The sequence below is a fragment of the Lentzea sp. NPDC036955 genome (assembly GCF_055608005.1).
In genome coordinates this window covers 104,655-127,240 of the sequence record NZ_JBVJRC010000014.1, presented here as the reverse complement: position 1 = coordinate 127,240, position 22,586 = coordinate 104,655, and the positions used below count along the sequence as shown (strand labels likewise).

The window sequence follows — 22,586 nt, the reverse complement described above, 5'->3', positions numbered from 1 at the left end:
TCCGCACGCGGTGCCCCGGCGCGCCCGGCACCGCTCCCGCGGTGCCGACGGCCGTCACCGCGGAGACCGCCAGGGGGCATGGCGACCGGTCCGCTGTGGAGTCCGGGCTCCCCCGGCTTGCCGAGCAACGTCGTCGCTGGTCACGGCCTTGATGCGCAGTCAAACGCACACTTCCGGCCATTCCACCCGCGCGGGCTCACCGGCTGCGCTGAACCACCGCGCGACCGGATGGTGTGGACACGCCCGACGACACCTCGCGCACAAGCGTTCCGGCACCGCACGCGCACCGCCGGAGCCCGGTGACCACGGCCTGTTCGCCGCCGATGTGGACGCGACGGCGACTGGCGCGGCTGTCGTACTGTTCGCCTCGAAGCGCTGGTGGACGTCGAGGCAGCCGGAGGCAACGTGCTCAAGGAACCCGAGGGCCTGCTGTGGCCGGTAGCACCCGCATCCACCCCGCGGGCCGAGCCGGGCGGGATGGACGGCGGCCTGGTCGCGCACTCGCACGGGCAGCGGCTCGACCACGCGCTGAGCAGGGTCACCAGCGGGTTGACGGCGACTGGCCCCTGCCGCAAACTCCCGTCCAATTCGAATTTGCACGCGGTCATGGCCGAGGGGTTCACCCGGCGCGACAGGGCGGCGCAGCAGGCCTGAGCCAGGCCGCGGCGTCGCTGGTGCTCACCAACCGGACCGACTCACGACGGAGCTCCGCAGATGGCTCAGCAGCGCAACGAACCGCACAGGACTTCCTCTGACGCGCCCCGGTCGGTCCACCGGGGCAAGGAACTCGGCCGGTTGCTCAGCGCGCTCACCGCGGCGGAGACGAACAGGCCGGCGGTGGTGCTGGTGGAGGGCACCACCGGCGTCGGCAAGACGACGCTGCTGGGCGAGGTGGCGGACGCCGCCAGGGCACGCGGGTTCCAGGTGGCCGGTGCCGCGACGTCCACTCTGGACGGTTTCATGTCGTTCTCCGTCGTCCGGCAGCTGTTCGAGAACCTCACCGCGGGGCCGGAGGCCGGCGTCCTGGAGTCGATCCTCGGTGTGGACGGTCAGCCGGAAGCCGGCAACCGCACCGCGGCGGGGCTCGACGAGCCGGCGACCCACCAGACGTACCACGAGCTCTACCGGCTCGTGAGCGGCCTCGCCGACCGCGGACCGGTCTGCTTCGTCGTCGACGACCTGCAGTGGGCCGACGCCTCGTCGTTGCAGTGGCTCAACTACCTCATGCGGCGGGCGACCAAGCTGCCGCTCGCCGTGCTGCTCAGCTGCACGACCGGGATCTACCCCGCGGACCCGCTCCAGATCGCGGAGATGCAGATCTACGCCACCCGCGTGCGGATCGGCGGTCTCACCGCGGACGAGGTGTCGACGTTCGCCGAACCGGTGCTCGGCAGCCGGCCAGAACTTGAGGCCGTCACAGCCCTGCACGCGGCCACGGGCGGGAACCCGCTGCTCCTCCACTCCCTGCTGGAGACGACCGGGGAGTTCTCCGTGCAGGAGATCCCGTCCTCGTACGGGGTGGAGGAGCTGGGCGAGTCGGTGCTCGCACGGCTGCACGGCGAGCCCGAACCACTGCTCCGGCTGGCCAGGACGATCGCGGTCGTGGAACCCCCGGACCTCGGGCTCGCGGCCGAGGTCGCCGGGATGACGGTGCCGGAAGCCACCGACGGCGCCGACCGGTTGACGCGGATGGGGCTGCTGACCGGCGCCGCCAAGCCGGCGTTCACCCACTCCGTGTTCACGGACGCGATCACGAGCTCGATCACGCGCGCGGTCAGGGACGACCTCCACGCACGGGCCGCCGCGAGCCTGCACGCGTCCGGTGCACGAGCGGCGCTCGTCGCGCGGCACGTCCAGTGCACCTCCGCGAAGCTCGGCCGGTGGGCCGCCGACGCGCTCCACCGGGCAGCGGACCAGTTGCTGCACGACGGTGACGCGACCACCGCCGCGAGCTTCCTCACCAGGGCGCTGCAGGAGCACGTGCCGGCCGAGCTCAGGACGAAGCTGCTCGTGAAGCTCGGCCACGCCGAGTCGTTCTTCGACCCCTACCAGGCGGCCACGCACCTCAAGCAGGCGTTGGAGGACATCGAGGAACCCGAGCTCCTCCTCGACGTCACCTCGCTGCTGTCCAGGACGCTCTGCCTCGACGGGCGCTACGAGGACGCGCGCGCGGCGTTGAGCGAGTCCATCGCCAGGATGTGCGCCTCCGCACCGGAGTTCTCCGCTCAGCTGCGCCTCGCGCTCCGCGTCACCCTGCCAACCGAGCAGTCCGAGCAGTCCGAGGAGCCCGACGCCGCTCCGGACCGCGTCGCGGTCGACTGGCGGCGCCGTGACGCCCGTGGCCGCGGGCTGGCCGCACTGGTGGCGGAGGACCTGAGCAACCGGGGCGAAGACCTGACGACGTCCCGCGAGGCCGCGCTGACCGCGTTGTCCGCGGGCGCGGTGTCGATCATGCATGACCCGCAGCGGATGATGGCCGCCATCAACTCGCTGATCAGGACCAACGAGCTCGACCTGGCCCTGCGGTACTCCAGCGAGGCGATCCTGGAAGCCCACCGCCAGAAGCTGGACCTGGTCTTCGTGCTGGGCCACACGCTGCGGTCGCGGGTGCACTTCCACCGCGGGGCTCTGGCCCAGGCGGTAGTGGACGCCCGGCTCGCACTGGCCAAGGCGCACCGGATGAACCTGCACCAGCGCCACCCCGGCCGCATCTGGCCGATGGACGCGCTCCTGTCCGCGCTGCTGCACCTCGGTGACGTCGAGGCGGCACGGGAGCTGGTCGAGCCCATCGGCCTCACCAGCCCGCTGCCGAACAGCTGGCACCACACCAGCCTCCTGCAGGGACGCGGTCACCTCCGCATGCGGCTGGGGGACGACGCCGGCGCGCTCACGGACCACCTGGAGTGCGGGCGGAGGCTGAAGTCGTGGGGTGCTCCCGGCCCCGCCGTGCTGCCGTGGCGCTCGTACGCGGCCGTTGCGCACCTCCACCTCGGTCAGTCGCTGGAGGCGGTGCAGCTGGCCCTCGAAGAGCTCGAACTGGCCAAGAAGTGGGCCTCCGCACCGAGTCTGGCCCGCGCGATGCTCACCGTCGGCATGGCGACCGGTGGCGCGGCGGCACTGCCGTGGCTCATGGAGGCCGAACACGTCCTGCGCAACACGCAGGCGTTGCTGCTGCGCGCGACGGTCCTGGTGGAGCTCGGGACGACGAGGTGGCGCCACGGGCAGCAGAAGCTCGCCAGGGAGGAGCTGGCCCAGGCGAAGGTGGCCGCGGAGCGGTGCGGTTCGCTGCCGTTGCTCACCAAGCTCGCCGAACTGCCGGCGGAGGCGGTGGGACGGTCCGGCGCCGGGCCGGCCGCTCCTGTTTCCGTTTCCGCGGGCTCTCCTTTGACGCCGCAGGAGCACCGCGTGGCGAGCCTGGTCGCCACGGGCTCCTCGAACGACGAGGTCGCCAGGAAGTTGTCCGTGTCGCGGCGGGCCGTCGAGTTCCACCTCACCCACGTCTACCGCAAGCTCGGCATCCAGCGGCGCACGCAGCTGGCGGCGATGTTCCACTCGACCGGCAGCAGCAGGTAGGGAACGGCTTCCCTCACGCGGGGCCCGCCACGAGGTGCGCCGAGATGCTGCGCAGCTTCGCGCAGGTCTCCTCGATCTCCCGCTCCGGCCGCGAGGACGCCACGATCCCGGCGCCCGCGCGCAGCCACCGCCGTCCCTTCCGCTCGTACACCGCGCGCAGGACCAGGCCCGCGTCCAGGAACCCGTTGTCCGACGCGAACAGCACGGCACCCGAGTAGACGCCCCGCGGCGCGGCCTCCGCCCGGGAGGTGAACTCACAGGCCGCTTTCCCCGGCGCACCCGAGATCGTGACGCCGGGGAACAGCAACTCCAAGGCGTCCCAGGAGGTCTTGCCCTCGGTCAGCCGGCCGCACAGTCGCGACGCCGGCTCGTCCACCACCACCGAGCCCGGCTCGCACACCTCGGTCAACCCGGCGAACGCGCACTCGACGGCGATCGCGTGGTCGTGCGCCTCGTCCGGGTCCGGCACCAGCTCGTCCACACGGGACTCCAGCCGCGGCCGCGTGGCGACCTTCCCGTCCGACCCGGCCTCCAGCACCGTCTGCGCGCAGAAGCCCGTCGTCGTCAAGCCGCCGATCGACAACAGGAACGACCGCTCCGGTGCGGTGGCCGCGCGCCCGGCCAGGTACGTCTCCACGAAGTCGACGGGCTCGTCCACGGGCACGCTGCGGGACAGGGTCACCTTGCGCAGCCCGGTCGAACGGATCTCCTCCACCGCCGCCAGCACCGCGTCGCGGTACCGGCCGCTGCCCGCGTCCAGGTCCACCGGCACGGTCGCACGCCCCGGTGCCGGCGCGTCCTCGACCGGTGCGGTGCGCAGGTGTTCGAGCAGTGCGCCGAGCCGCGCGTCGCCGCCCCGCACGACGCTCGCCCTCCCGTCCTCGATGCGCACCTCCACCTCGGGCACCACGAGGTGCACGACCTCCGAGTCCCCGGCGAGGTCCGAGCGGTCGTTCAAAACGTGCACGGCCTCGAACGCGATCCAGCCGCACACCGTCCACTCGCGCAACGACAACCGCTCCAGCGCCGCACGTGCCGCGCGCACGGGCCCGCCGACGACCGGCCACGACTCCTCCACCGAGTCACGCCGAACCCGCACACGGGTCGCGTTCACGACGATCTCCACGCGCACACCCCAAGTGACCGTCCACACGTCGCCGTGCTCGTAGACGAAGTAGGTGTCGAAGAAACCGGTGCGGATCAGTGCAGCGGCGAGCTCGGCGGACGACATCGGGGAGGGTTCCGTGAGAACGGCCATTACCAGCTCCTCGGGTGTCGCGGAGCAACCGCGACTCGGCGATCGGTCTTCCTGTCCGCACCGGCCACCGCTCTTCCCCCAGCTCCACGGTGGTCCCTCGGTCCGGCAAGACCAGAATTGGCCCCAAACGAATCTATTCACGTCCGATCCACCCGGTCAAACAGCCGTGCCAACCGATGGAACTTTTCGGACATCAACCGGGCAGTAACACCGAGTATTCGCAACATTCACTCTTTCGCGTACGGGTTTGTGGAACTCCGTAGCTACACGACGCGACGTGCTCAATACGGTGTGGTGGAACCCACAGGCGAAAGAAGATTAACCGTGATCACCAGCCAGAACACCGCCTTGGAAGCCCCCGCGACCGTGCCGGCACCGCGAGACCCTTCGCGACGCACTGCGGCCACGAAGGTGTTGTCCGTGCTCCAGGCCTTCGGTGCGTGCGACGGCGCGGCGTCGCTCACCGAGCTCACCCGCTACTCGGACCTCCCGAAGTCCACAGTTCACCGCATGGTCGGTTTCCTGCGCGCGGAGGGACTCGTCGAGATGATCGACAACCGGTTCCTCCTCACCACCAAGATCACCGAGTTGTCGACCGCCGTTCCGCTGGAGATCTCCGACCACACCAGGGAACGGCTGCTGCCGGTGCTCGCGGACCTCTACGAGTCCACTCGCGAGGCCGTCCAGCTCTCCGTCCTGTGCGGCACCACGGCGCGCGTCGTCGAACGCCTGCACGGCAGGCAGTCGAGCGAGCTCGCGACGCGGCTGCGCGGTCCCCTCCCCCTGCACTGCACCGCACCGGGGAAGATCCTCCTGGCCGGCGACCCCGGTCTGCTGCCCGTGCTGTGCGCCCACGGGCTGGAGGCGCTCACCCCCGCTTCCATCACCTCCGCGGGGGTGCTGCAGTCCGCGCTGACCGGTGTGCGCAAGCACGGCGTCGCCTTCGACCGCAGCGAGTGGCTTCCCGGCTTCACCGGTGTCGCAGCCCCGGTGTGGGGACCCGGCCCGACCCTCGTCGGCGCGATCTCCGTGTTCGGGCCCGTGCAGCGCCTCAGCCCGGACGCCGTCGCGCGCCGCGTCCACCACGCCGCCGAGACCGCGTCCAGGGAGCTCCACTCCGCTCCCCCGTCCGCGGGTCACCGACTCGCCGGATGAGCACGACCGCCCGTCGACATCAGCCGTTCCACAAAGGAGTGGCCGGTGGTGCCGACCGGCGTCAGAGCGCTCGTGCGATGGCGATGTTGCCCGCGAGCCGGTCTCCAGCTTCGTAGATCATGTACTCGTGTCCTTGGTAGGTGCCGAACGAGGGTGCGGCGGAGCGGCCGTTGTCGGGTGCGCCGGTGAGGGAGTCGTGGAAGACGCCGAGGTGGCGGCGCTGGGTGAAGTCGCGGCCGAGTTCGGTGATGAGGATGTTGCCGCCGCTGCCGATGTCGGTGTTGTAGACGACGTAGGCGCTGTTGTTGCGGAAGAGCAGGTGGGGTCCGCCGATGTTGACGGCGCCGACGTCCTGGTGGCGGATGAGCGGGGTCTGGGAGAAGGTCCAGTCGCGGGCGTTGGGTGACCAGCCCCAGCCGATGTCGCGGTGGTTGGTCTTGTTGTTGGTCATGAAGACCATGACGTAGCGGGCGCCGCGGGCGGGCAGGTCGTGGCGGAAGACCCTGGCGTAGGAGGTCTCGGTGGTGCCCGCGGGCATCAGCCGGGTGGACAGGACCTCCTTCTCGTAGCGGAAGTTGATGCCGTCGGCGGAGCTGGCCAGCCGGGTCACGGTGTTCTCGCCGTGGAAGTACAGGTACATGCGCTTGACGTCGTCGTTCCACATCGCGTGCGGGGACGACACGTGGCTCACGCTGTACTCGCCGGGCCAGCTGCGGGTGATGATCGGGTTGCCCGGGTACTCGGTGAACTCCTCGTCGAGGGTGTTGGCATAGGCCAGGCAGATCCCGCCCGGTGCGTCGTGCGGCGCGTAGTACAGGTAGTAGGCCGCCCTGGCGCCGGGGATGCGATCCTTGGTGCCGCGGATCGTCGGGAAGATCAGCTCACCGGTCGGGTTGTACCGCAGCTTGCTCTTGACCAGGGCGAGCCTGCGGTAGCGGTAGTCGGGAAACCCCGCCGGCGCCGCGGCGGCGGTACCGGCCGCACCGGTCGCACCCGCGGTGCCCGCCAGCAGAGCCGCACTGCCCAGCAGAAGACGGCGACGGTTGACTGTCATGGAACGCTCCTCGACGCTGAAGAATCCATTGTGGACCGGACAGTGCCGGCGAACGGCGCGTTCGTCGGCAGTGGAACGACGGTACGCCCGCGACTTCGAGGTCACAGCGGAGGCATACCAGGCGGTGGGACGAGGGCGTGATCAACTCGCGGATCACCGCTAGCTTCGCCTCGGACGCTCCACCGCTCATCGGTCAGCCGCAGACCGAAGACTTCTCACCGGTACCCGCCCGTCGTGCCGCGCGTACCCGCAGATCGAGAGGATTCGACCACATGACCGCGACAGCAGGTCCTCACGAGCACCAGCTCCTCACCTCGACCGACCGCCGGCAGACGATGCGCGCCCTGTTGCGGGAGGACCTGTTCGATCCGCGGCTGCGGGACGACCTGCCCCTGCGCGACTACATGGACCTGACCATCGAGCGGATGAAGGCGATCTTCCGGGAAGGCCTCGTCGACAACGACATGTGGATGGGCCGGCCGGATGAGCACGCGTTCCGGTCCATGTGCGACGTGATGGGCCTGACGGGTGCTTTCGACTTCGCGCTCACCTCGACCATCACCGACCACCTCATCGCGGGCAGTGCGCTGTTCAACCACGGCTCTCCCGAGCAGGTCGGCCGCTACCACGCCGAGATCACGCAGATGCACCAGGTCTACGCCTTCTGCTGCACGGAGATCGGGGGCGGCACCAACCTGCGGGAGATCCGCACGACGGTGACGTGGGACCGCGCGGAGCAGTGCTTCACGCTCGACACCCCCTCGGACGCCGCGTGCAAGTTCTGGATCGGGAACATCAAGCACGCCGCGACCGTCGGCATGGTCCTGGCCCGCCTCGTCATCGACGGCGAGGACGTCGGCCACCACTGGTTCCGCGTCCCGCTGCGCGACGAGGAGAACGGCCCTGCCCTGCCGGGCATCACGATCCTGTCCTGCGACCCGAAGGGCGGCATCCAGGCCAACCAGGTCGGCGGTGCCCGCTTCACCGGCGTCCGGCTGCCCCGCGAAGCGTTGATGGAGCGGTACTCGCGCATCGACGAGGACGGGCGTTTCTCCAGCACCCTGCCCGATGCCGGCACCCGTTTCGTGAGGTCGATCGAGACCTTCGTGCAGGAACGCATCTTCCCGCTCAGCGCGGGGGCGCGGGCCGCCGAGCTCGCGACCCACCTCACCTGGCGGTTCGCCGGTCACCGCGAGACCCGCGGCGCGCCCCGGCGCAGGACCCTGCTGGACGAGCCGCTGTTCCGCGACCGCCTGTACCAGGTCCAGCTGCGCAGCCTCGCGCTGCGGCTGCTGGAACGCGCCGTCGTCAGGGGTGTCGAACGCGACTGGCACACCGACCCCGGCCGCAAGAACATGCACGTCCTCACCGCGACGGGCAAGTGCGGTTCCTGGCTGGCCCTGGAGGTCCTGGGCGCGTGCCGGGAGATGTGCGGCTCGCAGGGTTTCCACGGCCACAACCAGATCGTCACCCTGCGGACCGACTTCGAGGTCAACGTGACCTTCGCGGGCGACAACTCCGTGATGGCCTACCAGGTGGCGCGCAGCGCGCTGAGCTCCGACCGGTTCGCCTCCCGCCCGCCGGTGACGTTGCCGGAGCGGGTCGAGAAGGCGCTGACCGAGACGTGGCGCAGCCGCGCGGACGGGTCGTTCACGCACGCCGAGGCCGTCGTGCTCGTCCACGCCCGCATGCTCGACCTCATCCTGACCGAGCACGACGCCGAACCGCTGGTGCCACAACAGGTCATGGACGACCTGGTCGCCGACTTCGCCGCGCACCGGCTGCGCGAGCCGCACCGGGCCGTCTCGCCCGACGGGGAGAAGATCGACCTCCTGGCCGAGCTGCTCGCACCCCTGCCGGAGCTCGTCACCGCCCCCATGGTCGACGACCGCTACCTGGCGGAGTTCACCTCCTCCGCGCGGGCCCTGGGCGTGCAGATCCCGGTGCAGGGCAAGGTGAACCGCCGTGGCGACGCGCGTTCATGAGGAGACGCGTGCGGCGGGCGGGCTGCGGTTCCGCCTGCGGCGCGCCGGAGAGGGTCCGCTGGTCCTCCTGCTGCACGGCTGGCCGCAGACCGGCCACGCCTGGCGCCACGTCCTCCCCGCACTCGCGCGGGACCACGAGGTGGTCGCGCCGGACCTGCGCGGCTACGGGGCCTCCAGCCGGCCGCGCAGCGGGTACGACAAGCGGACCATGGCGGCCGACATGAGCGGGCTCATGCGCGAGCTGGGACACGAGCAGGCCGTCGTGGTCGGCCACGACCGGGGTGCGCGCGTCGCCCACCGGTGGGCACTGGACCGGCCGGACGAGATCAGCCGCCTGGTGTTGCTCAGCGTCGTGCCGACGCGGGAGATGTGGCGGCACATGGACGCACGCGTCGGGACCGCGTACTGGCACTGGCTCTTCCACCTCGTTCCCGACCTCCCCGAGTTCCTCACCGAGGGGAAGGGCGGGGAGTACGTGCGGTTCATGCTGGCGGCCGGGGCGTTCCGGCACGAGGCGTTCACCGAGGCGGACCTGCGCCACTACGCGGAGACCTACGCCCAGCCGGGGGCGCTTCGCGCGAGCTTCGACGACTACCGCGCCGCCCGCCACGAGGACCTGGAAGCCGACGACGCCGACGCGGAAGCGGGTCGTCGCCTGACGATGCCCGTGCGGCTGGCGTGGGGCGCCCAGGGACTCGTGGGAAGCATGCCCGTGCTCGACCTGTGGCGGGACTACGCCACCAGCGTCGAGGGGGCCCAGATCGACTCCTGCGGGCACTTCCCCGCCGAGGAGCAACCCGACGTCCTGGTCGAGCGGATCCGGGCGTTCCTCGCCGACGAGAAAGCTGTGGTGGAAGAATGAGGGCGCTGGTCGTCACCGAGGAGCGCGGGCTGAGCCTCGCGGAGGTCCAGGACCGCGAGCCGGCGCCCGGCTGGGTGCGCGTGGACGTGGCGTTCTGCGCCATCTGCGGCTCCGACCTGCACCTGCGGGCCATGCCGCACGTCGTCCCCGCCGGGGCCGTGCTCGGGCACGAGATCTCCGGCCACGTCGCCGCACCGGGCGGGCAGCGGCTGGCGGCGGGACAGGCCGTGGTGGTGTGGCCGAAGGCGGGCTGCGGCGACTGCGACGTCTGCCGCACGGGCGACAACCACCTGTGCGCGGTGCAGCCGTGGCACCTGAGCTCCCTCGGCCTGGGCACCCGTCCCGGCGGCTACGCCGAGAGCGTCGTGGTCCCCGAGCACACGGTCTACGCGGTACCGGACGGCGTTCCGCTGCAACACGCCGCCCTGACCGAACCGCTGTCCTGCGCGGTCCACGCCGTCGACCGCTCCGGGGTGTCGGCGACGGACACCGTCACGGTCCTCGGCGGCGGCACGGTCGGCTTCCTGCTGGCGCACGTGCTGCGGCTGCGCGGAGTCGAGGACGTGTGGGTGGTGGAACCGAGCGCCGTGCGGCGCGCACGCCTGGCCGCCACCGGGATCACCGCGGTGGACGTCGACGAGCCGATGGCGGCCGCGGACGTGGTGTTCGAGTGCGTGGGTTCGGTGACCGCGCTCGCGGAGTCGGCCCGGCGCGTGCGGACACGGGGAACGGTCGTCGCGCTCGGGGTGAACGAGCGGCCCACCGAACTGGACTCGGTCGCCCTCATCACCAAGGAGATCCGGATCGTGGGCAGCTTCGCCCAGAACAGGGGCGCGTTCGAGGCGGCACTGGGCCTCCTCGCGGGCGGCAGCGTCCCGGTTGACCAGATCATCACCGACGTCGTGCCGCTGGCCGACGGGCCGGTCACGGCGATGATGGACGCCCTCAGCGGACGGCCGGGCGACCACCAGGTGGTCATGATCGCTCCCGGCGGGTGACGCGGCCGAACGCGGTCGTCCTCCACGTGGTCGTCCGCCGGCCAAGACCGGCGGGACGCCGATGAGCCACATCGGCCTGATCGACCTCTCCCCGGAGAACCGCCCGCCACGACTGCGGTGGCATCAGCCGTCCACTCACGCCGAGATCGCCGGGGTGCCGGGCGCGCCCGGTCTGTTCCACACCACGAACGCCGCCGGCACCGGCAGCACACCGCTCCGGCGTGCCTCCGGCAAGGTCCGGGAGCTCGTCGAGCTGCTGGGGGTCGAGGGCGTCGCGGTGCGTTCCGACGCCTACGTCGAGGTTTTCGGCCACGGCTCCAGCGTCGTCCACCCGCAGGTCGAGGTGGGCGGCAACGTCTTCGCGGTCCACGTCAAAGCCGTGCGGAACCGCCTGTTCGACGGCGCCGAGCGCATCGACGTCGTGTCCGGTGTCTGCCTGTTCAGCAACCGGCGGCTGCGGGTCCTCGACGCGGCAGGACGCGACGTGGGCCTGCTGCGATCGAACGCGCAACCGCTGAGGGAGAAGATCGTCAGCCTGCGTGTCGACGACCGGCTTTCGCTCTACGAGTACGAGTCGAGCCTGCGGCAGACGGCGTTGGTCCGCGGGGTCCTGGCAGGTCTGCCGGCATCGACTCCGGTCTCGGTGCTGCTCGACCTCCCGCGGGCCCAGTACTACCTCTTCCTCGCCGATGCGCTGAGGCACGGCATGGTCGGCGCTGAGCTGGCTCTCGGGTGGTTCGACGAGGTGGACACGCGCAGGCAGCGCGTTGCGCAGCTGATGACCGACGAGCTCCACCGTCCCGGCACGGGGCCTCGGCGCAGCCTCACGGTCCGGCTGGCGACCGCGTTCGACGACCTCGCCGAGCACGTGCGGTCGGTGGTCGCCACGGGCGGCGTTCTCGAGCTCGCAAACTGCGTGACCGTCTTGGACGCCGGCGGAGATCACGTGTGGCAGCTGCTCAGAACGGTGTGGAGCCCGCGCACGTTCCACGAGCTCGGCCACGCCGGTTACACGATCGAGAAGCTGCGGGCCTCGCTGTCCGTCGAGGGGATCTCCCCCGGCCTGGGCTTGGTGGTCGACAGCGCCTCCGAGCGGCGCGGCCACGCCGCTGCCGAGTCGGTCCAGCGAGACCTCGCCCGCCACCACCCCGGGCTCTCGTTCACGATGGCCGGTCTGTACTCGCTGGAGAAGCTGGTGGTCGCCGGAGACTCCCGGCGGTCGAGATCCCTGTTCTTCAACGACCCCGGCACGGTCGCCGTCGATGCCACGGGCGACGAGGTGGACCTCTTGGAAGCGGTGGAGGAGCGCTACGGCCGAGCGGAACCCGGTGAGGTCCGGGTCCCGCTACCAGCTGAGCGGCATCGGTTCCCACGCGGTGCGCACCAGCGGGTCCTCGGCGGTCAGGTGCTCGCCTGACCGGTGGTCCGCCGTGCCCTCGACGATCCGGCGCAGCACGGCGGCCGCCTCGGCAGCCGCCGGACCGGCGGCACCGGGGTCCACCGGTCCGGGGTGGTAGCTCAGCACCGCGACGCCGTGTTCGCGGGTCTCCGCCGCCAGTCCCTCCGTCAGCCCGACCACCGCGGCCTTCGCCACCGAGCAGGCGGTCGCACGGGCTCCGGTCGCGTGGCTCACGACGGTGACGATCCGGCCGTGCTTGCGCGGCACCATGCGCGCGAGCACCGCCGCGGTCGTCACCGCCGTGCCGCGCAAGGCGACTTCAACCGCCCGCCACCAGTCGTCCTGGTCGACCTCCCAGGCCGGACCGACCGGGCCGGCCACGTCGACGACGTGCACCAGCGCGTCGAGCGGTCCGGACGCGGCTTCCGCGGCGGTCACCGCCGCCTCCACCGAAGCCCGGTCGGTGCTGTCCATGGTCACCGCGCAGACGCCGGGCAGCTCGTCGCGGGCCTGCCGCAGCGCCCCGGAGTCCCGGCCGGTGATGACGACCGCCGCTCCGGCGCGGCACATCTCCTCCGCGAAGACGCGACCGAAACCCGTGGCTCCGCCCGTGACCAGCACCCCCGGTCTCATCGCGTTCCTCCGGCAGGGACGTCGGTCAACCGGTGCACGAGCACCTTGCCCATGGCGGAGCGCGGAATCCGGTCGACCGCGGTGATCGACCGGATCTTCTTGTACGGCGCGACCCGGCCCGCCACGAAGCCGGTCACCTCGGACAGCTCCACCGGCTCGCTCAGCACGACGAACGCGACCGGGATCTCGCCCGCGACCTCGTCCGGTGCCCCGACCACCACGGCGTCGGCGACGGCGGGGTGGCTGAGCAGCACGGACTCCAGCTCGGCCGGTGCGATCTGGTGGCCCTTGTACTTGATGAGCTGCTTGATCCGGCCGATGATCGTGACGTGCCCGTCCCGGTCGCGCCGGGCGATGTCCCCCGTGTGCAGCCAGTGTTCGTCGTCGGCGAGGCCGTGCACGGTGCCGTCCTCGTCCAGGAAGCCCGGTGACACCTGCGGGCCGCGGACCCAGATCTCCCCGGTCTCGCCGTCCGCTCCAGTCGCCGGGTCCACCAGCCGGATCTCGGTGCCGGGCAACGCCTTGCCGATCGAGGTCGGCACGGACGGGGTGCCGTCGGGCGGGGCGAAGGTGCACCCTGCCTCCGTCATGCCGTAGCCCTGCACCACCGGTACGCCGAGCATGCGGGCACAGCTCCGCGCGACGTTCGCGGGGAGCGGGGCGCCGCCGGAGTAGACCAGGCGCAGGCTGCCCGTGTCGCGGTCGCCGGTGTCACCGCGCCGGGCGAGCTCCGCGAGGGTGCTCGGCACCAGGTACGCGACGGTGACCTTCTGCGTCTCGATGACCTCCAGGAGATCGTCGACGTCGAACGGGGTGCGGACCGTGACGAGCGTGCCGCCGGCGCGGAGCGTCGGGTTCATCGCCATCTGCATGCCGTAGATGTGCCGGAACGGTGTCGTGGCGAGCACGACGTCGTCGGCGGTGAGCCGGTGCACCGCGTCGATCTGGTCCAGGTTCGACACCAGGTTGCGGTGCGTGAGCACGATCTGCTTCGGGAGCCCGAGGGACCCGCTCGACGTGGCGAGCAGCGCCGGTCGTCCGTCCCCGGTGGCTGCGGGCGCGGCGACGGCCGGCCCGTCCAGCCACTCCTGCCAGCCGGTCGTCCTGTCGCCGGAAGGGATTTCGTCGAGCACGATCACGGTGCGCACCGACGCGGCGGCCGGGAGCGCGGACAGCTGCCGCCACGCCTTCGCCGAGGCGACCACGTGGGCGGCACGGCACCGCTCCAGCACCGGCTGCCACTCGTCCGGGGTGCCCAGCGGTTCGAGCGGGAGCACGACGCCACCGGCCAGCAGGGTGCCGTGGTAGGCCACGACGAACTCGGCCGTGTTGTCGCACACGAGCGCAACGACCTCGTCCGGGCCGCGGAACCGGGACCGCAGCGCGGCGGCGAACCGTTCAGCGGCCTGCTTCAGCTCCGGGTACCGGTAGGAGCGTCCGCTGCTGTGCTCGATGAGCGCTGTGCGCCGGGACGTGGCGTCCTGCCAGACCGACTCGGCGAGGTTGGTCGACCACTGCCCATATGCCGTCATGTCTTCTCCTGCCGCTCGCACGCGCCACGCCGAGGAACCCCGCCGCTGCGGAACGCGGCCCGGTAGGACGCTCCCGACAGTAGGGGCAGAGCCGAGCAGAACACTGCTGTGGAGTTCCGCAATTGTCGCTCGCACGTGGAGGGATCAGGGCCGGCTGTCACCCGGATGCAGCAGAGCCGGCGCACCGGCCTGCCGAACCGGTTGCGCTGCCGGCCTGTGCGAACGACGTTCCAGCGCTTGGAACGAGCGGCAGACAGCACGCGTCCACCGACACACAATCAGCCGGTGGACGTCGAAGACGCGGCAGGCGCGCACCGGTGACCACGCACGAGCCGCTGGTGCACCCGTTCACCCGGCCCACCACCACCCACTGGAGCCCGCATGTCGACGGTTCACGACATCGTCACCCACGACGTCACCCTGCCGGGCCGGCTCGACGCGGCCATGCTGGAGCGGGCGGCCGGGGTGCTCCACGTCGGGTTGTCCGAGACCGCCCGCGCCGAGCTCGAACGCTGCCGCCGGTTCGTCGACACGGTCGTCGCCGACGGCCACGAGGTGTACGGCGCCACAACGGGTTTCGGTCCGCTGGTGACCTACGCCGGCCGGGACACCGCGGCCGGGCAGTGCGACAACACCCTGCAGCACCTCACCGCGGGACAGGGCGCCGACCTGCCGATCCCCGTTGTGCGGGCGACGGTCCTGGCTCGGCTGGCGTCGCTCACGAGGGCCAGGTCCGGTGTCACACCCTCCGTTGTGGACGGTCTGACCGCGATGCTGCGCACGACGTTCACCCCGGCGGTGCCGACCTACGGGTCGGTCGGCGCGAGCGGCGACCTCGTCCCGCTCGCCTACGTCGCCCAAGCACTGCGCGGCACCGGTCACGCCTATGTGGACGGTGTGTGGCTGCCGGCGGCCGAGGCGCTGCGGGCGGCGGGCCTCACACCGCTGGAGCTCGACGGGCGCGACGCGCTCGCGCTGGTCAACGGCACCTCGCTGACCGCGGCCACCGCGGGTCTCGCGTGGCGGTCGATCGGCCGGTCGCTGCACACCGCCGCCGCGTTGAGCGCGCTGCTGGCGGACGTGCTCGGCAGCACCACCGCGTTCCTCGACCACCGGCTGCTCGCCGCGTTCGGCCACGCCGCCGCCGGTGAGGTCGGTGCGCGGATGACCGCGATGCTCGACGGCACCCGTCCGACCGGCCTGCGGCCCTTGCAGGAGCCCTACAGCGTCCGGTGCACCCCGCAGCTCCTCGGCGCCGCGACGTCGGCGCACCGGTACGCGGGCGGGGTGGTGCACGACGACCTCAACGGGGTCAGCGACAACCCGCTGTTCTTCGTGGACGACGAGGCCGTCGCGCACGGCGGCAACTTCTTCGGCCAGCCCTGCTCGTTCGTGAGCGACCTGCTCACCACGGTCGCGGTGCAGGTCGGCAACCTCGCAGAGCGGCAGCTGGACCTGCTCGTCGACCCCAACCGGAACACCGGGCTCCCGCCGATGCTGTCACCGCGTCCCGGTGTGCACCACGGGGTCCAGGGCGTGCAGCTGGCGTCGACGGCGATCGTGGCGGCGATGCGCCGGCAGGCGGTGCCCGCGAGCGTGCAGAGCCTCCCGACGAACCTGCACAACCAGGACATCGTCCCGTTCGGCACGCAGGCGGCGCAGAACGCGTGGGAGACCGCGCGGTTGCTGCGGCACCTGCAGGGCGGGCTGGCGGTCGCGTTGCGGCAGGCGGTGCACCTGCGCGCCGACCGGCCGACCGCGCCGTTCTGCGCCGGCCTCGCCGACCGGTTGGCCGAGGCGATCCCGCCGATCGAGCAGGACCGGCCGCTGGACGCCGACGTGCGCCTGGCCGCCGACGTCGTGGACGCCCACGTCGCCGGCGCCGGGATGGCCGAGCCCTGCGACCCCGGGGGTTCCGGGGACGTCACGGCCGCCGCGTGGAACCAGGGCCTCTGAGCCGCCGCACCGACCGAGGAGGTCTGGCATGAGCGTGACCCTGAACGGCACGACCCAGGTGGACAAGCGGATCCGGTTGACCCCCGAGATCCTCGACTACGTCCTCGCCTGCACCGAGCAACCGGTGCCGGTGCAGCGGTGGCTGATCGACGCCACGACCGCCCTCGGCCAGGTCGCCGAGATGCAGATCGCCCACGAGCAGGCGGTGCTGTTCACCCTGCTCGCCGCTGCGAGCGGGGCGCGCCGGATCGTCGAGGTCGGCACGTTCACCGGCTACTCCGCGCTCGCCTTCGCCAGGGGCATGCCGGCGGACGGCACCATCGACACCTACGACATCACCGACCGGTGGGCGCCGACCGCGCGCCGGGCGTGGCAGGAGGCCGGGTTCGCCGACCGCATCCGCCAGCACATCGGCCCGGCGGCCGACCTGCTGGACCGGCTGCCCCCGGAGCCGGCCGTGGACCTCGTGTTCATCGACGCGGACAAGGTCGGCTACATCGGGTACTGGGAGCAGCTGCTGCCGCGGGTCGTCGACAACGGGCTGATCATCGCCGACAACGTGCTGTACGCGGGTGAGGCGACCAGCGCCCACTCCGAGGGCAACGCCGCCGCGATCCGCGCGTTCAACGAGCACGTGCGGGCCGACGACCGGGTGCAGGCGGTCATGCTGCCGCTGGCCGACGGGCTGACCATCGCGCGGAAACTGCCCGCCGGGTACCGGCGGTGAGCTGACCAGGACGGTTTGAGCGCGGGCACGAGAATCGAGCTGACCGAGTCGGTCAGCTCGATTCTGCTGTCACGAGGACGGCAGGGACGGTCACGGCAGTGCGGCCCCGACGGGTGCCTCGGCCGGCAGGGGCCCGGCGACGACGGCGATCAGCTCGTCGACCATGCCGGGGAGGCCGGTCGGCAGGAGGGCGAACACCTCGGCCCGCGCGTCGACCGGGTCAGCGGCGAGGTCGTCCCGGATCGCGTCCAGCCGCGTCAGCATCGCGGCGGTGAAGCCCGCTTGCGTGACCACTCCGCGGTGCACCAGGAAGAACTCGTCGAACAGGTCGCGTTCGGCGTCCGTGATGTCGTTGCCCGCGCGGCCTCCGTGGCCCTTGAACAGCGAGGCCCCCTCGGGCACCAGCATCTGCGCCACGGTCATGTGCACGAGGCGGTTGCGCTTGAGCGCTCGCTTGAGCACGCCGTCGCGGGGCACGCTCAGCGTGCCGAGCAGGCTGGCCACCCGCTCGTGGTCGCGGGCCCACAGGCCGCTGAAGGCCGGGTGCTTCGCGGCCATCCGCGGGCGGATGGACCGGGCGTAGACCTCCGGGGTGCAGCTGCCCGCGTAGAGCAGCAGCGCGCTGTAGCAGTCGTACCACCACGCCGCCCGTGCCGTGCCGGCCTCGGACAGGCCGCCGGTTCGTCCCGCGTCGGCGAGCAGGTCCGCGAGCATGCGCCACACGCCGAACGTCACGTGGTGGCCGATCATCCAGCGGTAGAACGCCCGATCCGCGTCGTCGGCCGCCACCCTCGCGACGGGCGCGGACAACTTCGGCGCCACCGGACCGGCTTCGAAGACGGGGTCCGGCTCGGCCAGCGGATCGCCGGGCATCGGCAGGCACAGGACGTCGAGCCCGAGCGGTCGCTCCCACGCGGTCGTCATCAGGCGGTCCGGAGTCCGTCGGGCGGGTTCGCGGTGAGCGGAACACCGACGCACCGACACCCGGACAGAGGGGAAATGCTTTGTGCGCACATGGTCAATCGCCTTCTTGGCCCGATGACGGAGATGTCCCGACCGGCGGAACGCCTGGTGTGCCGGCTGGTCGCGCCCTCCCGTCGTCGCCGGTGGAGCCATCGAAACCTGCTGTGCGGCAACGGCGGAAGTGCGCGTTCCACCGTCCGGGACGAGGACGGGTGCGCGCCATTACCCGTGGGCGTAAAGGAAATCAAGTGTGCGCCCAATGCCCTTGTCGTCGGCTTTCCCTTGGCACCACCACGTCTGTTCGCCAGGCTGTGCGACACATCGCCCCACCTGGGCACGCTCATGGACTTTTCGAGAGGAACAGCATGGTGAAGAAGCTGATCGCCGGCGCCGCACTCACGTGCGCGTCGCTCGTGGTGGTCGCCCCGGCCGCGCACGCCGCGTCGTTCGCAGGCGTTTACCCCAGCCACAACGCGGCGGTCAAGGCCTGCAAGCAGGGTGTCGCCCAGGGTCGCTGGTACGACACGTGCAGGTACCAGGGCTACGCCAACTCCAGGCAGGTCGGTCTCTGGGTCCAGCCCCGGTAGTTCTCCCTGACCGCCCTGTCCGCGGGCGTGCCAGAGCCGGTTCGGCTCTGGCACGCCCGCACCGGTTGGAAGCCCTCATGACCAGCTCGGTGGAAGACCTCCGGATCGAGTGGCCGGACGATCCCGCGGCGTTCTTCCGCCGCCACGCCGAGGTGCTGGCCGGCATCGGCGCCGGCGCTTTCGCCCAGCCCGAAACCGTGATGAGGCACCAGGTCGCCGACCGGTTCGCCAAGGCGGCGCTCGCGCAGATCCTGCGGGTCGACGGCGAGATCGTGGGCTTCGGCCTGTTCGACCGGCTGGACGTCCCCGGACGAGAGCAGGGGCTGTGGGTCGTCGAGGGCCGGGCGATCGCACCCGCTCACCAGCGGGGAGGGCTGGGAACGCGGTGCTTCCGCGAGTTCGTGGACACCACCGGGGCGAGCGCCGTCGCCACGGTCACGCGCAACCCGGCGGTGTGCCGGATGATGGCGGCCGAGTTCCGCACGGTCCTCCCGGACCTGACGTCCGACCGTCCACTGCGGACGCTGCACCACCCCGGCGTCGCCACGGCCGTCCGCTCCTGCGCCGCACACCTCGGCGCCGACGGCGCGGGACTGCCGTTCGTCCGCAACCGCTACCCCGGTGGGCTGTACGGAGTGCGCGACCCCGGCCTGCGCATGCCCCTGCCGGAGATCAGCCGTGACCCGTCGTGCGGGGTCATCACCGTGGGAGTGGCGTGCTGACGCGGTCGTCCGGCGCGGTCACCAGCGCGCGCACCGCCGAGGCGACCCCTGCGGGATGGGTCAGGAACCCCTCGTGGCCGCCGGGCAGGACGGCGAGGTCCTCCCCGAGCACGTCGGCCAGTCTGACCGTGGTGCGGCGCAGGAACGCCGAGCTCACCGTTCCGACCGCCGGCCGCACCCTCGCCGTGCCGGACCGCAGGGCGGCCCAGCCCTCCTCGCCGATCCGGTAGGCCCACGTCATGCCCGCCTCGACGGCGAGGAACGAGTCGATGTTGGCGATCGTCCGCCTGCTGGGCGGTTCCCAGCCGACGTCCGGCTCCCGGTCGAGCGGGTCGCGCGCCTCCGCGCCGAAGCCGACGTGCAGCAGCCTCGCTGCCCTGCGCCAGCCCGACTTCCCGTGGACCCGCCGAACCTCGTCGTGCAGCGCGTCGAACTCGACGCGTTCCGCCGCGTTGGCGAGACACCGCAGCGGGGGTTCGTGGGCGACGAGCACGCTCACCCGCTCCGGTCGCTGCCGCGCCAGCTCCAGACCGATGACCGCGCCGGTGCTGCACCCGAACACCGCGACCGGGGTGTCCCCGTAGACGTGCGCGGCCAGCGCCGCCACGTCCTCGGCGTGCTGCTCGATCGGCACCGGGCGCAGCGGGTCGGCGACCGAGGTGCGGCTCTGCCCGCGCCGGTCGTACGTCAGCACGGAGTGCGTTGCGGCGAGCCGGACCGCCAGCGGGGCGGCGCTGTGCGCGTCACTGCCGCCACTGGGCAGCACCAGGACCGGCGGACCACCACCGCGGACGGTGAAGCTGATGTCCGCGCCGTCGACCCGGAGCGTGCCCGTTCGTTCAGCGATCGCCACGGCCGGCTCCGCCGCCCCCGTGGAACCGTTCTGCCAGCGCGAGGTCGCCGTTGGACAGACCGTGGCGCCGGAAGAACATGCGGGGGTTGAAGTACACCGCGACGCGCGCCGGACCGTCGGCGGAACGCTGTGCGCTGAGGAAGGAGTGCGCGTACATCTCGCCGCTCGCGTCACCGCCCAGGAAGAACTGGGCGCACCGCTCGTAGGCCGCACGGCTTTCCGGTGACACGTCGTAGGCGTCGAGCACCTCCCTGACCATCCACTGCGCCTCGGCGTCCGAGCGGCTGCGCGGGGTGAGCCCGAACTGGTGCATGACGGACTCGATCGGGCGGGCGCGCCCCGGCAGGAACGAGACGTACGTCCCGTACGACCAGAAACGGCGGTGGTTGGAGCGCCATTCGAGGCGGGTGCGCGACGGCACGTCCTGCCGCCAGGCCGACCGTTCCCAGGCCCTGGCCGCGATCCGGGCCATCGTGGGGCCGTCGTCCAGCTCGGCCGACGGCCCGAGCCGGTCCCAGCGGGCGAGCCGGTCCGGTGTGAGGGACCCGCGGTGCTGCACGTAGAGCTTCGTCCTCGCCGACGGTCCCGCGGCGAGGTCGAGGCACAGGTAGGACACGGTGTCGTCGTCGTCCATCACGTCCGCGACGACCTTCCACTGACCGGGGAACCCCAGTGCGGTGAGCACCGCGTCGGTCCGCTCGGCCGTGGCCGACCGGCCGCCACCGGCCAGCCACAGGTGGATCTTGCCCTCCGGTGGCCTTCCCGGAACCCACCCCAGGGTGTGGAAGGCCGCCATCGGCGGACGATCGGCCGGCCGTGGTGCCACCAGGTGCTCGATCTGCCGCAGCCTGCGCAGGTCGAGGCCGTGGACGGAGGACAGGCGCTCGCTGAGCCGGAGGGCGCTCTCCCAGTAGGACAGCGGGCTTCCGGGTTCGGCCTGCGCCTCGACCGAGGCGCGCAGCCCGAGCGGCCGGTCGCCGAGCACGACGGAGAGCTCCAGCGGTGTGCTGTCGGCGGTGAGCGTCGACCAGGCGGGCGGCGTGCCGGGTGAGCGGTGTCCCCACGACTCGCCCATGAGCCGCACGTCCGCTGCTGCCCGGTCGGCGAGGTCGGTGAGACCGCTGGCCCGGCACAGCCCGCGCACGGCGGCGTCGGCGAGGTCGGCGCACGTCGTGCTCATCGGCTGAACCTCATCGGCAGGCCCGTGATCCCGTTGACCACAGTGGACACGAGGTGGCGGGGCGGACCGGCGAGCTCGAACCGGACACCGCTGTCGGCCAGTTCGCCCACCAGTGCGGCGAGCAGGGTGCGACCGGCCGCCGCGCCGACGCAGAAGTGCGGACCGAGCCCGAACGCCAGGTGCGGGTTCGGTGCGCGCCGGGGGTCGAACCGGTCCGGGTCGGCGAACACGGTCTCGTCCTGGTTCGCCGACGCGAGCCAGGCGACGACCCAGTCCCCCGCGCGCAGGTGCGCACCGGCCAGCTCCGCGTCAGCGGTGACCCGGCGGACCAGCTGACGTGCCGGGGTGCTCCAGCGCGCTGCCTCGTCCACCAGTCCCGGCACCAGCGAGCGGTCCTCGACCACCTCCCGCCACAGCTCCGGTGTCCGCGCGAGGTGCAGCAGGAGGTGCAGCGCCGTGCTCAGCGTGGCGGTGGTGCCCCCGATCAGTGCGCTGTGGACGTTCGCCATGACCTGGCGGCGTGTGAGGGCGGACCCTTCGACCGAGACCTCCGACAACGTCCCCGGCAACGTGTGCGGCATCGTCAGCGACGTGGTCAGCGCTTCCCTGATGGCACCGAACAACCGGGTGCTCGCCCGCAGCACCGTCTCGGTCCCGTCGCCGTCGGCGTGCAGCGGGTCGTGCGGCGCGATGGTCGCGGTCGAGGCGGACACCGCCATCTCCCACGACTTCTCCGGCAGGCCGAGCATCGGCCCGGCGGCGACCATCGGCAGCCGGCGCAGGACGACGGCCAGGTCGTGGACACCTCCGGCGAGCACCGGTTGCAGCAGTTCCCGCACACCGCGGTCGATGCCGTCGGCGTGCGCCCGCACGGCCACCGGACCCAGCGCGCGTGTGGACGGTCTGCGCAGGGCGGCGTGCCGCGGCGGGTCGGTCGTCGCCAACGTGTGCCCACCGAGCGGGTCGGGTGTGCCCACCGAGGTGAGCAGGGTGCCCGAGGTGGAGCTGAACAGAACGGGATCACGCAGGATCGTCTGGCAGTCCGCATGGCGGTAGAACGACCGGAACGGCACCCCGCCCTGGCTGGTCTCCTCGCGCACCGGACAGGTCCGGCGGAGCTCCCGCCACACGTCGCGATCCTCTTCCACA

The 22,586-nt window shown here is 71.9% G+C and carries 19 protein-coding genes; 11 read left to right on the top strand and 8 right to left on the bottom strand.

What is annotated here, in order from left to right:
* Positions 1-378 precede the first annotated feature (378 nt).
* Both ACZ7CF_RS37705 and ACZ7CF_RS37700 read left to right on the top strand, forming a co-directional pair.
* Positions 379-654 (top strand): hypothetical protein, encoded by a 276-nt coding sequence (locus ACZ7CF_RS37705; protein WP_360400079.1) that lies wholly within the window; start codon positions 379-381, stop codon positions 652-654.
* 60 nt (positions 655-714) lie between these two features.
* The gene (locus ACZ7CF_RS37700) at positions 715-3,573 is read left to right on the top strand and encodes a helix-turn-helix transcriptional regulator (RefSeq protein WP_470372065.1); all 2,859 of its coding nucleotides are present in this window, start codon (positions 715-717) and stop codon (positions 3,571-3,573) included.
* A gap of 13 nt (positions 3,574-3,586) precedes the next feature.
* Here the strand turns inward: ACZ7CF_RS37700 and ACZ7CF_RS37695 are convergent, their stop codons facing one another.
* Positions 3,587-4,831 (bottom strand): chorismate-binding protein, encoded by a 1,245-nt coding sequence (locus ACZ7CF_RS37695; protein WP_470372064.1) that lies wholly within the window; start codon positions 4,829-4,831, stop codon positions 3,587-3,589.
* Between ACZ7CF_RS37695 and ACZ7CF_RS37690 the strand changes: the two genes are divergently transcribed.
* A complete protein-coding gene (locus ACZ7CF_RS37690; RefSeq protein WP_470372063.1) occupies positions 4,733-5,986 on the top strand; it encodes an IclR family transcriptional regulator in 1,254 nt (417 codons plus the stop codon). The two genes, ACZ7CF_RS37695 and ACZ7CF_RS37690, sit on opposite strands and share 99 nt — an antisense overlap.
* A 61-nt stretch (positions 5,987-6,047) precedes the next feature.
* Here ACZ7CF_RS37690 and ACZ7CF_RS37685 read toward each other — a convergent pair whose 3' ends face one another.
* Complete coding sequence (locus tag ACZ7CF_RS37685) at positions 6,048-7,040, bottom strand: hypothetical protein (protein WP_458432991.1); 993 nt, start codon at positions 7,038-7,040, stop codon at positions 6,048-6,050.
* Positions 7,041-7,312: 272 nt separating this feature from the next.
* Here ACZ7CF_RS37685 and ACZ7CF_RS37680 point away from each other — a divergent pair, with 272 nt between their 5' ends.
* From ACZ7CF_RS37680 to ACZ7CF_RS37665, 4 genes are all read left to right on the top strand, one after another.
* Positions 7,313-9,025 (top strand): acyl-CoA dehydrogenase family protein, encoded by a 1,713-nt coding sequence (locus ACZ7CF_RS37680; RefSeq protein ID WP_470372062.1) that lies wholly within the window; start codon positions 7,313-7,315, stop codon positions 9,023-9,025.
* Positions 9,006-9,887 (top strand): alpha/beta fold hydrolase, encoded by an 882-nt coding sequence (locus ACZ7CF_RS37675; protein ID WP_470372061.1) that lies wholly within the window; start codon positions 9,006-9,008, stop codon positions 9,885-9,887. Before ACZ7CF_RS37680 ends, ACZ7CF_RS37675 begins: the two co-directional genes overlap by 20 nt.
* Positions 9,884-10,885, top strand: a complete 1,002-nt coding sequence (locus ACZ7CF_RS37670) for a zinc-dependent alcohol dehydrogenase (RefSeq protein ID WP_470372060.1) — start codon at positions 9,884-9,886, stop codon at positions 10,883-10,885. Before ACZ7CF_RS37675 ends, ACZ7CF_RS37670 begins: the two co-directional genes overlap by 4 nt.
* A 61-nt stretch (positions 10,886-10,946) precedes the next feature.
* Positions 10,947-12,302 (top strand): hypothetical protein, encoded by a 1,356-nt coding sequence (locus ACZ7CF_RS37665; RefSeq protein ID WP_470372059.1) that lies wholly within the window; start codon positions 10,947-10,949, stop codon positions 12,300-12,302.
* Here ACZ7CF_RS37665 and ACZ7CF_RS37660 read toward each other — a convergent pair.
* Both ACZ7CF_RS37660 and ACZ7CF_RS37655 read right to left on the bottom strand, forming a co-directional pair.
* A complete protein-coding gene (locus ACZ7CF_RS37660; protein WP_470372058.1) occupies positions 12,231-12,917 on the bottom strand; it encodes an SDR family oxidoreductase in 687 nt (228 codons plus the stop codon). The genes ACZ7CF_RS37665 and ACZ7CF_RS37660 overlap by 72 nt on opposite strands.
* The gene (locus ACZ7CF_RS37655; protein WP_470372057.1) at positions 12,914-14,449 is read right to left on the bottom strand and encodes an AMP-binding protein; all 1,536 of its coding nucleotides are present in this window, start codon (positions 14,447-14,449) and stop codon (positions 12,914-12,916) included. The genes ACZ7CF_RS37660 and ACZ7CF_RS37655 overlap by 4 nt, the downstream gene beginning before the upstream one ends.
* Positions 14,450-14,830: 381 nt before the next feature.
* Between ACZ7CF_RS37655 and ACZ7CF_RS37650 the strand changes: the two genes are divergently transcribed.
* A complete protein-coding gene (locus tag ACZ7CF_RS37650) occupies positions 14,831-16,405 on the top strand; it encodes an HAL/PAL/TAL family ammonia-lyase (RefSeq protein WP_470372056.1) in 1,575 nt (524 codons plus the stop codon).
* Between the two features lie 28 nt (positions 16,406-16,433).
* The gene (locus ACZ7CF_RS37645) at positions 16,434-17,132 is read left to right on the top strand and encodes an O-methyltransferase (protein ID WP_360388294.1); all 699 of its coding nucleotides are present in this window, start codon (positions 16,434-16,436) and stop codon (positions 17,130-17,132) included.
* A 90-nt stretch (positions 17,133-17,222) separates the two neighbouring features.
* Here ACZ7CF_RS37645 and ACZ7CF_RS37640 read toward each other — a convergent pair whose 3' ends face one another.
* Positions 17,223-18,056: an L-tyrosine 3-hydroxylase gene (locus ACZ7CF_RS37640; RefSeq protein ID WP_470372055.1), complete on the bottom strand. Its 834-nt coding sequence runs from the start codon at positions 18,054-18,056 to the stop codon at positions 17,223-17,225.
* 404 nt (positions 18,057-18,460) lie between these two features.
* Between ACZ7CF_RS37640 and ACZ7CF_RS37635 the strand changes: the two genes are divergently transcribed.
* Positions 18,461-18,682 (top strand): hypothetical protein, encoded by a 222-nt coding sequence (locus ACZ7CF_RS37635; protein WP_360388288.1) that lies wholly within the window; start codon positions 18,461-18,463, stop codon positions 18,680-18,682.
* Between the two features lie 77 nt (positions 18,683-18,759).
* On the top strand, positions 18,760-19,404 hold the full coding sequence (locus ACZ7CF_RS37630) for a GNAT family N-acetyltransferase (RefSeq protein ID WP_470372054.1): 645 nt from the start codon (positions 18,760-18,762) through the stop codon (positions 19,402-19,404).
* Here the strand turns inward: ACZ7CF_RS37630 and ACZ7CF_RS37625 are convergent.
* The 3 genes from ACZ7CF_RS37625 to ACZ7CF_RS37615 are packed head-to-tail and all read right to left on the bottom strand — an operon-like array spanning position 19,382 to position 22,585.
* Positions 19,382-20,257 (bottom strand): alpha/beta fold hydrolase, encoded by an 876-nt coding sequence (locus ACZ7CF_RS37625; RefSeq protein WP_360388283.1) that lies wholly within the window; start codon positions 20,255-20,257, stop codon positions 19,382-19,384. The two genes, ACZ7CF_RS37630 and ACZ7CF_RS37625, sit on opposite strands and share 23 nt — an antisense overlap.
* Positions 20,244-21,437 (bottom strand): hypothetical protein, encoded by a 1,194-nt coding sequence (locus ACZ7CF_RS37620; RefSeq protein WP_470372053.1) that lies wholly within the window; start codon positions 21,435-21,437, stop codon positions 20,244-20,246. The genes ACZ7CF_RS37625 and ACZ7CF_RS37620 overlap by 14 nt, the downstream gene beginning before the upstream one ends.
* Positions 21,434-22,585, bottom strand: coding sequence for a cytochrome P450 (locus tag ACZ7CF_RS37615; protein ID WP_360388278.1), 1,152 nt, complete (start codon positions 22,583-22,585; stop codon positions 21,434-21,436). Before ACZ7CF_RS37615 ends, ACZ7CF_RS37620 begins: the two co-directional genes overlap by 4 nt.
* Position 22,586 lies beyond the last annotated feature (1 nt).

What these genes read in the sequence shown, in the direction of transcription:
- ACZ7CF_RS37700 (WP_470372065.1), top strand. Translation starts at nt 715, where the DNA reads ATGGCTCAGCAGCGCAACGAACCGCACAGGACTTCCTCTGACGCGCCC.
- ACZ7CF_RS37695 (WP_470372064.1), bottom strand. Translation starts at nt 4,831, where the DNA reads ATGGCCGTTCTCACGGAACCCTCCCCGATGTCGTCCGCCGAGCTCGCC.
- ACZ7CF_RS37635 (WP_360388288.1), top strand. Translation starts at nt 18,461, where the DNA reads ATGGTGAAGAAGCTGATCGCCGGCGCCGCACTCACGTGCGCGTCGCTC.
- ACZ7CF_RS37645 (WP_360388294.1), top strand. Translation starts at nt 16,434, where the DNA reads ATGAGCGTGACCCTGAACGGCACGACCCAGGTGGACAAGCGGATCCGG.
- ACZ7CF_RS37670 (WP_470372060.1), top strand. Translation starts at nt 9,884, where the DNA reads ATGAGGGCGCTGGTCGTCACCGAGGAGCGCGGGCTGAGCCTCGCGGAG.
- ACZ7CF_RS37650 (WP_470372056.1), top strand. Translation starts at nt 14,831, where the DNA reads ATGTCGACGGTTCACGACATCGTCACCCACGACGTCACCCTGCCGGGC.
- ACZ7CF_RS37665 (WP_470372059.1), top strand. Translation starts at nt 10,947, where the DNA reads ATGAGCCACATCGGCCTGATCGACCTCTCCCCGGAGAACCGCCCGCCA.
- ACZ7CF_RS37640 (WP_470372055.1), bottom strand. Translation starts at nt 18,056, where the DNA reads ATGACGACCGCGTGGGAGCGACCGCTCGGGCTCGACGTCCTGTGCCTG.
- ACZ7CF_RS37685 (WP_458432991.1), bottom strand. Translation starts at nt 7,040, where the DNA reads ATGACAGTCAACCGTCGCCGTCTTCTGCTGGGCAGTGCGGCTCTGCTG.
- ACZ7CF_RS37620 (WP_470372053.1), bottom strand. Translation starts at nt 21,437, where the DNA reads ATGAGCACGACGTGCGCCGACCTCGCCGACGCCGCCGTGCGCGGGCTG.
- ACZ7CF_RS37660 (WP_470372058.1), bottom strand. Translation starts at nt 12,917, where the DNA reads ATGAGACCGGGGGTGCTGGTCACGGGCGGAGCCACGGGTTTCGGTCGC.
- ACZ7CF_RS37680 (WP_470372062.1), top strand. Translation starts at nt 7,313, where the DNA reads ATGACCGCGACAGCAGGTCCTCACGAGCACCAGCTCCTCACCTCGACC.
- ACZ7CF_RS37655 (WP_470372057.1), bottom strand. Translation starts at nt 14,449, where the DNA reads ATGACGGCATATGGGCAGTGGTCGACCAACCTCGCCGAGTCGGTCTGG.
- ACZ7CF_RS37630 (WP_470372054.1), top strand. Translation starts at nt 18,760, where the DNA reads ATGACCAGCTCGGTGGAAGACCTCCGGATCGAGTGGCCGGACGATCCC.